The 12,435-nt window shown below is 34.1% G+C and carries 12 protein-coding genes and 1 pseudogene; 7 read left to right on the forward strand and 6 right to left on the reverse strand.

Features of this window, described 5'->3' with window-relative positions; all coding sequences use genetic code 11:
• Nucleotides 1-605: 605 nt before the first annotated feature.
• The 5 genes from PND65_RS09235 (at nt 606) to PND65_RS09255 (ending at nt 6,201) form a co-directional block, all read left to right on the forward strand.
• Nucleotides 606-2,240 (forward strand): peptide ABC transporter substrate-binding protein, encoded by a 1,635-nt coding sequence (locus PND65_RS09235; protein ID WP_271991769.1) that lies wholly within the window; start codon nt 606-608, stop codon nt 2,238-2,240.
• 76 nt (nt 2,241-2,316) lie between these two features.
• Nucleotides 2,317-3,264 carry an ABC transporter permease gene (locus PND65_RS09240; RefSeq protein WP_087319615.1) on the forward strand — a complete coding sequence of 316 codons (948 nt, stop codon included), beginning with the start codon at nt 2,317-2,319 and terminating at the stop codon, nt 3,262-3,264.
• The gene (locus PND65_RS09245) at nt 3,264-4,190 is read left to right on the forward strand and encodes an ABC transporter permease (protein ID WP_015535731.1); all 927 of its coding nucleotides are present in this window, start codon (nt 3,264-3,266) and stop codon (nt 4,188-4,190) included. The genes PND65_RS09240 and PND65_RS09245 overlap by 1 nt, the downstream gene beginning before the upstream one ends.
• 3 nt (nt 4,191-4,193) lie before the next feature.
• Entirely contained in the window at nt 4,194-5,276 is a 1,083-nt protein-coding gene (locus PND65_RS09250) for an ABC transporter ATP-binding protein (RefSeq protein ID WP_022355533.1), read from the forward strand.
• Nucleotide 5,277: 1 nt separating this feature from the next.
• Nucleotides 5,278-6,201: an ABC transporter ATP-binding protein gene (locus PND65_RS09255; protein WP_087158313.1), complete on the forward strand. Its 924-nt coding sequence runs from the start codon at nt 5,278-5,280 to the stop codon at nt 6,199-6,201.
• A gap of 36 nt (nt 6,202-6,237) precedes the next feature.
• Here PND65_RS09255 and PND65_RS09260 read toward each other — a convergent pair whose 3' ends face one another.
• The 3 genes from PND65_RS09260 to PND65_RS09270 are packed head-to-tail and all read right to left on the reverse strand — an operon-like array spanning nt 6,238 to nt 8,054.
• Nucleotides 6,238-6,999, reverse strand: coding sequence for a DeoR/GlpR family DNA-binding transcription regulator (locus tag PND65_RS09260; protein ID WP_015535732.1), 762 nt, complete (start codon nt 6,997-6,999; stop codon nt 6,238-6,240).
• A gap of 51 nt (nt 7,000-7,050) precedes the next feature.
• Nucleotides 7,051-7,365 (reverse strand): branched-chain amino acid transporter permease, encoded by a 315-nt coding sequence (locus PND65_RS09265; RefSeq protein WP_022355536.1) that lies wholly within the window; start codon nt 7,363-7,365, stop codon nt 7,051-7,053.
• Nucleotides 7,362-8,054, reverse strand: a complete 693-nt coding sequence (locus PND65_RS09270) for an AzlC family ABC transporter permease (RefSeq protein WP_087319610.1) — start codon at nt 8,052-8,054, stop codon at nt 7,362-7,364. Before PND65_RS09270 ends, PND65_RS09265 begins: the two co-directional genes overlap by 4 nt.
• A 111-nt stretch (nt 8,055-8,165) precedes the next feature.
• Between PND65_RS09270 and PND65_RS09275 the strand changes: the two genes are divergently transcribed.
• Nucleotides 8,166-8,990, forward strand: coding sequence for a hypothetical protein (locus PND65_RS09275; RefSeq protein ID WP_271991773.1), 825 nt, complete (start codon nt 8,166-8,168; stop codon nt 8,988-8,990).
• Between the two features lie 9 nt (nt 8,991-8,999).
• Here PND65_RS09275 and PND65_RS09280 read toward each other — a convergent pair whose 3' ends face one another.
• The 3 genes and pseudogenes from PND65_RS09280 to PND65_RS09290 all read right to left on the reverse strand — a co-directional run bounded on the left by PND65_RS09280 (nt 9,000) and on the right by PND65_RS09290 (nt 11,299).
• Entirely contained in the window at nt 9,000-10,151 is a 1,152-nt protein-coding gene (locus PND65_RS09280; RefSeq protein ID WP_271991775.1) for a DUF349 domain-containing protein, read from the reverse strand.
• A 155-nt stretch (nt 10,152-10,306) separates the two neighbouring features.
• Nucleotides 10,307-10,702: pseudogene (locus tag PND65_RS09285) on the reverse strand (cupin domain-containing protein); the annotation flags it as partial.
• 54 nt (nt 10,703-10,756) lie between these two features.
• Nucleotides 10,757-11,299: a flavodoxin family protein gene (locus tag PND65_RS09290; RefSeq protein WP_271991777.1), complete on the reverse strand. Its 543-nt coding sequence runs from the start codon at nt 11,297-11,299 to the stop codon at nt 10,757-10,759.
• Between the two features lie 122 nt (nt 11,300-11,421).
• On the opposite strand from PND65_RS09290, the gene PND65_RS09295 reads away from it, so the two are divergent.
• A complete protein-coding gene (locus PND65_RS09295; protein WP_022355542.1) occupies nt 11,422-12,297 on the forward strand; it encodes a LysR family transcriptional regulator in 876 nt (291 codons plus the stop codon).
• The last annotated feature ends 138 nt before the right edge of the window (nt 12,298-12,435 follow it).

The following is a 12,435-nucleotide window of genomic DNA, read 5'->3' on the forward strand; positions in this document are numbered from 1 at the left end:
AGATCTCTTTTTTGCACCGTTTCGCGTGCCTGATTATATTACCACAACTTGGTGGACTTTGCAAGCTTTTTTTTCAAGCTCTTTTTGTTCAGATCCGCTCTCCCTTGGCGCCCGTTTATATTAGCAAATATCCCCCTTCCATGTCAAATACTTTTTTTACTTTTTTATTTTTTTTATAAATATCCATTAAATATTTAGATTTTTTCAGAATTTAGCTTTTATTAGACTTTCAAAAAATATTTTTTGCTAACTCCTGACAGATCATTAATGGTCTCTTTTATTAATTAATATATTTATAAATCTATAATCTTTAAATAATAATCTCAAAATCAACGTTGGTTTTTTACACTTTGAAAAGTTTGCACAATAATCAAATCTATCGCTTTCCAAGATTATCAGGATTATTTTATATATTAACTAATCCCCTTTTCTATATATTATAGTATCTATTTCTAATTGATACCAAATGTTACATCATTTCATTAAGCTTTTCTTTATTTTCATATTTTTGAAAATTTTTATGAAAATTACTTGCAAAAAAGATCTTTTTGTTTATAATACTTGTATACGTGTTCACGGTTTGAACACTAGAGGGAGAGAAGTATATGAAAAAACTAAAATTACTAGTTGCTTCTGCTTTAACTGCCAGTATGTTGGTAGGTTGTGGTAGCAATCAGCTTGAAGGCAAAACGTATACATATTCTGCTGAGTTAGATATCAAAAACCTTGATTCATCAGATGCTGATGACGGTATGTCTTTTAGCGCAATGCACGCATGTATCGATGGTTTGATGGGCTTGGATGAAGAAGGCAACATCGTTCCTGCAATTGCTGAAGAGCATACAGTCAGTGAAGATGGTTTGACTCACACATTCAAACTTAGAGATGCACAATGGTCTAACGGTGATGAAGTAACCGCAAACGACTTTGTTTATGCATGGCAGCGAATCATTAAAAATTCAGGAAACTATGCATACATGTTAGGATCTGATGGAGCTAAGGTTAAAGGTGCTGATGAGTTGATGGCTAAACAAGCTGAACTTGGAGAAGGTGAAGAACTTACTCAGGACGATCTAAACACACTTCAGGCAGTAGCTGTTGATGATAAAACATTCCAGGTTACATTAACAAGTCCAGTTTCTTATTTTGAGGAATTAATGACATTCCCTTGCTACTATCCAATTAATCAGAAATTCTGTGAAGAAAAAGGCGCTGAATATGCTAAGAGCGCAGAAAATGTACTATCTAACGGTGCATTCATCATGGAAACTTGGGAACCAGGAAGACAGGCAACTTTCTCTAAAAATGAAAACTACTGGAATGCCGATGCTGTAAATCTTGATAACTTAGTTCTTAACTTAGTTCAGGAACCAGAAGTTGCTGCTACAGCATTCGATAATGGCGAAACACAGTTTGCTTTGATCAACTCTGAATTGGTTGACAAATATAAAGATTCTGAATCTTATAAGAGAATTAAAGAAGGTTACCTATTCTATCTACAGTTAAATTTTGGTAACTCTGATTTACAAAATCTTAACTTAAGAAAAGCTTTATCTTATGCAATCAATCGTGAAGACTTCGTTAACAATGTGTTGAAAGATGGTTCAACAGCTGCTACAGGATTTGTACCAAGCGGATTATCTACAAGTCCAAGTGGAACAGATTTCCGTTCAGATGCTGGATCTTATACTTCTTATGATTTAGAACAAGCACAACAATATTTAGATGCTGCTAAAGAAGAATTAGGAAAAGATACAATTTCTCTTCGCCTACTATACGGTACTGATGAATCTCCAATGGATCAGTTAGCAACATATCTACAGGATGCATTCAGTCAGTTAGATGGTTTAGAAATCGAAATGGTTGCCACTACAAAACAAGATAGAATTTATACTAAACAAGCTAACCAAGACTTCGATATCGCATGTACTCGTTGGGGTCCAGACTATGGTGATCCAACTACTTACTTGAACTTATGTATTTCTGACAATACAAACAACTATGGTAAATGGTCTAATACAGAATACGATTCAATCATGGATCAAGCTGCTGTTGAAGCGGATGTAAATGCTCGTTGGCAGTTAATGATCGATGCAGAAAAGATTATGATGGATGATCTATGCTACATCCCTGTATTTGAAAAAGGAAGTTCAACACTTCAAGACACAAGTGTTACTGGCCTAATACAAAAACCAGTTGGTGTACCTTACACATTCAACTATGTTGACATTGCAGAATAGTTAGTAAATGAAAATTATAATGAACACAATATGGTTTTCGCTATATTGTGTTTGTTTTTTTAAGGAGAGTGAAGATATGAATAAATCGACTTTGAAATATATAGGTAAACGACTTATTATTTCAGCTATTACTTTATTTGTAATTCTCGTTGTATTGTTCTTGATGGTTCGCTTTTTACCTGGTTCTCCAATCAATAACGAAAAATTAAGCGCAGCACAAAGAGCAGTTATCGAGGCAAAATACGGATTAGACAAACCTTTATTTACTCAGTTTGTTATCTACGTAAAAGATATGCTTACAGGTAATTTCGGCGTATCTATGAACTTGTATAAAGATATGCCTGTTGCTTCTCTGGTAGGAAATGCTGCTAAAATCTCATTCCTGTATGGTTTAGCCGCTGTTATCATCGGTACGATCATCGGAATGACTTTAGGTGTATTCGCTGCTTTACATAGAAACTCAATTTGGGATACACTTGCAACAGCTTTATCCGTAATTGGTGTTTCAATCCCATCTTTCGTATTTGCATTATTGATCTTGATTTTCTTTGCATCTTATTTGCGAATTTTACCTACAGCATATAGTTCCAGTCAACCAATTTATTCTTCCATCATGCCGGTGGCTGCCCTTTCCACAGGTGTTATAGCCAATGTTTCACGTTTTACTCGAACCGAAATGATTGAAGTGCTTGATAGTGACTATATGATCCTTGCAAAAGCCAAAGGTCTTGATCGTAAAACATTAATATTCTCACATGCTTTACGTAACGCCTTGATTCCAGTTATCACGATCTTAGGACCAATCTTGGTAAACCTTATGACAGGAACAATGGTAGTTGAATTGTTATGTAGTGTTCCTGGTTTAGGAAAATTGCTTGTAAACAGTATTTTGAGTTCAGATTATAACATTATTTTGGCTTGTGCATTCTTATATGCTGCTATGTATATCATTATGATGCTTGTTATCGATATCGCATATGGAATCATCGATCCAAGAATTCGTTTAGGAAAGGATGAGGGATAATGGAAGACAATAAATTTTTACCAAATGATTTTGAATTTGTTGGAGACAAAAGAGATATCACAATTGATGAAGTCATCCCAACTACATCCGCATGGAAAGATGCTGTAAAACGCTTCTGCAGAAATAAAGGAGCTGTCGTTGCTGTAATTTTAATTTTGATCATCACGTTGTTTGCAATTCTTGCTCCAATGTTTTCTTCATGGGACTATGCCGAAATCAATACTTCACTAAAAAACATTGCTCCTAATGGAGAACATTTATTTGGAACCGACTCTTATGGACGAGATCTATGGACTCGCTTATGGTATGGTACAAGAATTTCTTTATTCGTTGCCGTTGCGGCAATTATCATCGATGTTGTCATCGGTGTTACATATGGTTTAATTTCTGGTTACTTCGGTGGAAAAGTCGATTCCATTATGCAAAGAATCCAGGAAATCATTAACTCGATCCCTACTCTAGTTGTTCTTATTATATTATTAATGTTCATGAAACCAAGTCTTGGTACAATTATTATTGCCCTTGCCTTTACAGAATGGATCGGTATGTCACGCATCACACGTGCTCAGGTCTTAAAAGTAAAAGAAGAAGAATATGTCCTTGCATCACGTACATTAGGCGCTAAAGATTTCTTTATCATCTTTAAAGAAATTCTTCCTAATATTTATAGTCAAATGATCATCATGGTCATGATGTCCATTCCAAATGCTATCTTCTATGAAGCGTACTTGTCTTTTATCGGATTAGGTTTGCCTATTCCAGAAGCTAGTTTAGGAACTTTGATCAATGATGGTTATAAATCATTCTTAGTATATCCATACATCATGTTGATCCCAGTTGCGATCTTCTCATTATTAATGCTTTGTTTCAACTTATTTGGTGATGGATTACGCGATGCACTTGACCCTACGATGAAGGAGAGATAATAGATGGCTGATAGAGAAAGAATTTTAAAAATCAGAGATTTAAATATCTCATTTAAAACTGATAACGGAAATGTAAAGGCAATTCGTGGTGTAAACCTTGACCTTTATAAAGGAGAAACCATCGCAATCGTTGGTGAATCTGGATCTGGAAAATCTGTTACGACCAAGGCTATCATGGGCATCTTGGCAAGTAACGGAACGATCGATAGCGGAACGATTGATTATGTATGGTATGACGAATATACTGGCGAAAGACAAGAAAGAGACATTGTGCAAATGTCTGAACGCGAACTTCAAAAAGAAATTCGTGGTCGTAAGATTGCCATGGTATTCCAAGATCCTATGACTTCCCTAAACCCTACAATGACAATCGGGCGTCAGGTCATGGAACCAATGATGTATCACTATAAAAAAAGCAAACAGGAAGCTTATCAAAAAGCATTGGAATTGTTAGAGCTTGTGGGGATTACAGATGCTGAAAAAAGAATGAAAAACTATCCACACCAGTTATCTGGAGGTATGCGTCAGCGTATCGTTATTGCCATTGCCCTATCTTGTGATCCATATGTATTGATTTGCGACGAACCTACAACAGCATTGGACGTAACCATTCAAGCTAAGATCTTGGAATTGATCCAGGAAATTCAAAAGAAGAAAAACTTATCTGTAATCTATATTACACACGATTTAGGTGTCGTCGCTAAAGTTGCAGATTATGTTAACGTTATGTATGCTGGAAAAATAGTAGAAACAGGAACGATCAATGAAATATTCTATGATCCTAGACATCCTTATACATGGGGTCTTTTATCCGCTATGCCTGATTTAGACACAGACGATGATGAACTTTATACGATCCCTGGTACACCACCAAACTTAATTTACGAAGTAAAAGGTGATGCATTTGCTCCTCGTAACAAATATGCCTTGAATATTGATCTAAGACTTGATCCGCCAACATATTATGTTCCAGGTTCAAAAACACATAAAGTTTCTAGCTGGTTAATGCATGAAAATGCACCAAAAGTTGAAATGCCGGAAGCTTTAAGAAGACGATTAGACAAGATGAAGAAGGAGGGGGTATAGCATGTCAAAAGAACCTATCCTTGTTGTTGAAGATTTAAAACAGTACTTTAAAGTAAGTCGTAAATTCACTGTTAAAGCAGTTGATGGTATTTCATTTAAGATTTATCCAGGAGAAACATATGGTCTTGTTGGAGAATCCGGTTCAGGTAAATCAACGACAGGACGAAGTGTTATTCGTTTATATAAACCAACAGGCGGGAAAATAATATTTAATGGAGCAGATATCTCCGACAAAATGTCCAAAGAAACTCAAGCCATGCTGCATACTAAAATGCAGATGATCTTCCAAGATCCAATGGCTTGCCTAAATCCAAGAAAAAAAGTAATTGATATCGTAGCACAAGGGTTAGATATTCATCATTCTTATGAAACGATTGAAGAACGTAATCAAAAAGTCTATGACATTCTTGAAATGGTGGGTTTATCTAAAGAACATGCATCAAGATATCCTCACCAGTTCTCTGGTGGACAAAGACAACGTATCGGTATTGCAAGAGCTTTGATCATGAACCCGGATCTTGTTATTGCCGATGAAGCAATCTCTGCACTGGATGTTTCTATTCAGGCTCAAGTTGTCAATCTAATGAAGAAGATCCAAAAAGAAAGAGGTTGTGCTTACCTATTTATCGCACATGATCTTAGCATGGTTAAATATATCTCAGATCATATTGGTGTCATGCACTTAGGACATCTTGTTGAAACTGGAACAACAGATGAAATCTTTAAAAATCCAATTCATCCATATACTAAATCATTATTAAGCGCTATTCCTAAGCCTAATCCAGTGGTTGAAAAAACACGTACTTCTATCTCCTATGACTACGCAACCAGTGGAATTGATTATAGCAAAGGAAAACAAATCCATGTTGAAGGCGAACATTATGTTTTAGCAACGGATGAAGAATTTGCTAAATGGACAAAGTAGACGAAATGTCTACTTTTTTTGTGCAAAAAAAGATGATCACTCGATCACCTTAATATCATATTGTTTTAATTCTTTATGCAATCCTAAAGATAAATCTTTATCGCAGATCAATCCATAAAAATCATCAATCTTTGCATATTGATAGTTTCCAATTTGATTGAATTTTTCCGATTCACATAACATATACGTTTCTTTTGAATGTGAGAGTACCAATTTTTTCGTTTGCGCATCAGCTGGCATATATGTCATAACTGAATTATCATTGATATCAACGCCTACAACCCCTAAGAAAGCCTTGTCAAAGCGAAATCCATCAATCATTTGATTTGTCAAAGAACCAACAAATCCATCGTGTCCATAATCCAGTTCTCCACCAATAAAAATTACATTAATATTTGAAGAAACTAAGATATTAATAACCTCCAACATGTTTGTTATAACCGTCATTGGTTTTTGTTCATTGATCAAAAGCTTGGCCATCTCTATAGAACTTGTAGAGATATCTAAGAAAATGATATCGCCCGGTTCTATGATATTTATTGCCTTCTTGGCAATATTCTTTTTTGCATCTAAGTTAATATTCTTACGTTGTGAGGCCAGTTTTCTTTGCACATTTTCTTTCGCCAGTACAGCCCCACCATAAATTTTTCTTAATTTCCCTTCTTTTTCCAGAACATTAAGATCCTTGCGTATCAAATCTTCACTTACATTAAACTTTTTACTCAAATCTTTAACGCGAACCCTGCCATTTGATTGCAGCTCTTCATAAATCAAGGCTTGTCTTTCTTCTACAAACATATTATCACCTGTTATTATTATATCACATTTCTTATTGATTTTTATTAATGATCAAAAAATCACTTGTACCATAAACATATAAAATAAAGTTCCCAAAAGAATAGATAACAACGTATTATGTTTCCATTTATGCAATACAATAACTAATATAGTAGCAGACACTTCTGCAACACCATGTGAACCTGATAAAAAATCTGTATTTCTTAAACAATAGACCACCAGCATCGCCATAATGGAATATGGTAAAACCTTGCCCAAGTATAAGATTGGACCTGGTGTATTATTTGAGAACACAAGAAAAGGAAAAAAACGCAAAATCATTGTCATAACACTCATTATGATAACTAAAACCAATGAATGAATCATACTTTCTTACCTCCTAGTATCCTATTTTTCAATAGAAATAAAACAATCGTAATGATAATCATAGTTGGAATCAGAAAACTATCCGCTCCAAACACGATCAAACAGATAACAGAAACCAAAATTCCAATACTTGCCGGTATATGATTATCAGCACTCTCCCATTGTTCTACAAAGATCACAACAAATAAAGCGGTCATTGAAAAATCCACACCTGTTGTATCAAAAGAAAATGCACTGCCTATCAAAGATCCTAAAACACTTCCTATGACCCAGTAACATTGATCAAATAATGAAACTAAAAAATAATATTTATTGATATCCATTCCTTCAGGAATATGAGCATCACAAACTAAAGAATACGTCTCATCTGTAAGTGCATAAATCAAATATGGCTTATATGGTTTCGTATCTTTATATTTATCAACCATTGAAATACCATAGAATAGATGTCTTGCATTTACCATCAATGTCATTAATAAAGTTGTTAAGACTGAGGCACCTGAACTTATCAAATCAATTGCTACATATTGCATGCTTCCTGCATAGATGGTAATACTCATCAAAATGGCCCATAATACAGAATAGCCATGATCATATAGAAGAATACCAAAACCCATTCCTAAAACTAAATAACCTGCCATGATAGGAAGAGTCTGCATGAATGCATATTTAATTAAATCCTTGTTCATATTGTCATCTCCAAAACATCTTAATTTTACCATAACATTTAATGATTCAAAAATAATGATTTTTAAAACATTTTAGTGTATTATAAGTACTATTATTAGGAGAAAAGATATATGAAATTTATAAAACGATATAAAGAGGCTCTGTCTATGGAGTTAAGAGAACACAGAAGTTCTTTTCTTGTATACATGGTTTTACGGCTATTGGTCATCCTTGTTTTAATTCATCAAATATTTAATCAAAACTGGGAAAATGTTTTCTATGCACTTTTAACTTTACTGTTATTGATCGTACCAAGTGTTGTTCAAATGACATTTAATATCGAATTGCCGATTACATTGGAAATCATAATTCTTTTATTTATATTCGCTGCAGAAATTTTAGGTGAAATTGATGATTTTTACCTAAAATATAGCAATTGGGATACAATGCTGCATACAATGAATGGATTCTTGGCTGCTGCCATTGGATATTCCCTAGTTGATATTTTAAATAAATCCAAAAAAGCAAAATTTGAATTATCTCCAATTTTTATCTGTATCGTAGCTTTCAGTTTTTCTATGACAATCGGTGTCATCTGGGAATTCTTTGAATTTTCAATGGACACATTCTTTGCGATGGACACACAAAAAGATACGATCATTCATACAATTAATTCTGTTTCCATCGACCCAAGCGGTGCTATGACATCTATTTCAGACATAAAAAATGTAATGATTGATGGGCGGGCATTGAATATCAATGGATATCTAGACATCGGTTTAATTGATACGATGGAAGATTTATTTGTTAACTTCATAGGCGCAATTATCTTCTCAATATTTGGGTTATTTTATACTAAAAACCAAGATAAGAAAAATATTGCCGCTTTATTTGTCCCAAGACAAAAAAGCAAAGAGAGAGATTATCTTGAAATCGTCAAAAAAAATGAGGAATAACCTCATTTTTTATTCAGATAATTGAGAGTCAATATCTTTGATTTGAGCTTCAAGTTCTTCGATAAATTTTTTCTTATCTTCGATTCTTTGTTCTAATTCACTAATTGCTCTTTCTCCAAGAACATTACCGATATCTTCCTGCATGCGTTTGATCTGACGTTTTTGTTCCTGCATCAATTCATCTTTTCTTGTACGAACTTCCATCATTCTTTGTTTCCATTGAATATGTTTTTGTTCATTAGCCTGTCTTAAGCCATCAAAATACTGATCCATTTGTTCCTTGAAGTTTTTCCAAACCGCTTCTTCTTTTTCTTTTCGACAAGAACCGATTTTCTTCCATTCAACACCAAGTTCTTTCATTTGTTTTGTATTTTCTCTTGAATAAGATTTCGTTTCATTAATAGCTTTAGCTCGAGCAATTAACTCATTTTTAGCTTCTAGGTTTTGATCTTGAAGGACATGAAGCTTTTCATAATACGCATTACGAGCTTTATAGAATGTTTGACGGTATTCATTAAACTCATTCCATAAATCATCTTCTTTTTCTCTTCCTGCGCTTCCTGCAGCTTTCCAGGCATCCATCAATTCTTTAAACTTAGTAGATGTCTTTTGCCATTCTTCAGAATTTGCAAGCTCTTTTGCCTGCTGGATCAAATCTTGTTTAGCAGCTGCAGCATCAGAGAACTTAGTCTGCATCTGTTCCCATTGTTCGTGTTTTTTATCAAAGAAACTCTGACGAATCTGGTTGAAACTTTCCCAAAGAGCATCATCATCTTTACCTGCAGAACCGGCTTTTTTCCACTGATTCATTAACTCATTCATTTCTTCAGTAGCGTGTTTAAGATCATTAGATGCAGCTACTTTCTTTGCTTGAGCGATTAACTCCTCTTTGATTCCAGAAGCATTTTTATATACTTCATTACGTTTTGCGTACAACGCATCAATATAAGATTCAAATTCTTCATTCAGAGAATCTTCATAAGCTGATTCCCAACTTGAGATTCGTCTCCATTTTCTTCTTAAATCAGAAATCTGACGATAGATTTCATTCCAATTTTTATCGGCATTGATATTTTTAGCTTCTTCGATGAGTTCTTTACGTTTTTTGATATCCTCATCCATATCACTTACTAAATACAAATTATCATTATCTTCATACATAATACTTACCTCCAACTATGCACTGCAATATACATATTTTATCACAATATGAAACATAATGACGAAAAATCTACGTAAAATATAAATATATTTTCTACAAAAATTGCTCTTTTTTCGTAACGAAAAAAAGCCAGAAACCTGACTTTTTTCATCACTTATAATGCTAGATAAGCTTCGTCATCCACTGGTTCGCACCATTCATTTGAAGTGTTTTCTCCTGGTGCTTCAAAGGCGATATGACTGAACCAACTATCTTTTTTTGCTCCATGCCAATGTTTTACTTCGGGTGGAATCACTACAACAACTCCAGGTTTTAATTCAACTGGATCTTTGCCTTCTTCCTGGTACCAACCTTCTCCTGCAGTACAGATCAAAATTTGACCTCCACCACTTGTCGCATGATGGATATGCCAATTATTTCTGCATCCTGGTTCAAAGGTTACATTTGCCAAAGCAAGACCACATTCTTTTGGATTTGTTAATCCATTTAAATATGAATTCCCAATAAAATATTGTGCAAACGCATCGTTTGGCTGACCTAATCCAAATACATTCTGTTCATCAAAAACTTTTTTATCCATTGTTTTCATACTATACCTTCTTTCTTACCGGATATTCTTTCCCATTTCAAATGCTCTTTTCAAAGATTGATGGCCTTGTATCTCACCTGGATCTGTCACTCCACCAGCAAATACAACACCTGAAAGATGTGATTTTTCAAAGCAATCGATCCATCCTTCTAAACCATTCACAGCTTTTGCCCATACATGATCTCCATCTTCTGCAGCCGATGCAATAAAATAAATATCTCTAAATTTATAGTTCGCATTAAATAATGGATTGGCTCGATCTAATAATGTTTTCATCTGGCCGCACATTTCGTAATAGTAGATTGGTGTTGAAAAAACAAGAACATTCGCCTCTTTCATCTTCTCAACTATTTCATTAACATCATCGTGAATCACACATTTTTGTGTTTTAACACAAGATAAACATCCTTTACAAAATTGAATTGTCTTATCTCTAAGTGTAACTCTTTCAACAAGATGTCCCGCTTCTAGTGCACCCTTTTCAAAACTTTGTGCCAGAAGATCTGAGTTGCTGTTGAATCTTAGACTGGTTGATATGATCAAAATATTTTTGCTCATTTTTAACCTCCTATCTTAATTATAGGATTCTTTTTTATAAAGTATAATACTTATATCACATAACATCTTATGCTTGATAAGCATTTCTATCCCACGTAAAATAAAGATAAACAGGAGGACATATGGAACTTAGAGTATTAAAATATTTTCAAGAAGTAGCAAAAGAACAAAACATTACCAAAGCAGCAGAAAATCTGCATATTACCCAACCCACTCTTTCTAGACAATTAAAAAGCCTGGAAGAAGAATTAGGACAACAGCTATTCGTTCGAAGCAGTCATAATATTCAGCTAACTAACGAAGGTAAATTATTGTCTAAAAGAACAGCTGATATTTTAAATATGGTTGATAAAACAACCAACGAATTTAAAGCTATGCACGATTTTACTGGTGGCTATGTCGATCTAGGGTGTGCTGAATCAAAAGGAATTACATACATTGCCAAAACCGCAAAGAATCTCTTAAAGGAATATCCAAACATCCAATTAAATATGTATAGTGGAAATGCCACAAGTGTATGTGATCAATTAGATAAGGGATTGTTAGACTTTGCGGTCATAGTGCAAGATTTAGATATTTCAAAATATAATTCTATAAATATACCTTTTCATGACCGATGGGGATTGATCATGCGTAAGGACTCTCCATTTGTTTCTAAAAAATCAATTCATCTTGATGATCTTTACGATATTCCCCTTCTAGTTTCTCGCCAAAGAGGTTATAACAAAATGGCACACTGGTTAAATCAAAACGAAAGTAGACTTAATATTGTTGCAACTTTTGATCTAATCTATAATGCAGCTATTCTTGTCAAAGAGAATGTAGGTTATGCCTTGGGATTTGACAATCTTGTCAATACAAGCTTAGAAAGCGTTCTTTGTTTTAGACCTATTGAACCAGAAATACAAGCTAATATGTATTTGATCTGGAAGAAAAATCAAATCTTGTCAAAAAGTGCTACCCTTTTCCTAGAACAATTACAAAATCAAATGAAATAGTAAAAAAAGACACATTCGGCATAATAGAAATGTGTCTTTTTAATTCTTGACGTAAATAAAATGATTATTACGGAGTGAGAAGTCCACTCAATACGGCAAAATAAGTCCATGTATTACGGTGACGAAGTCCACTTGATT

Origin of the sequence: Faecalitalea cylindroides (assembly GCF_028321995.1) — a bacterium.
Lineage (GTDB): Bacteria > Bacillota_I > Bacilli_A > Erysipelotrichales > Erysipelotrichaceae > Faecalitalea > Faecalitalea cylindroides.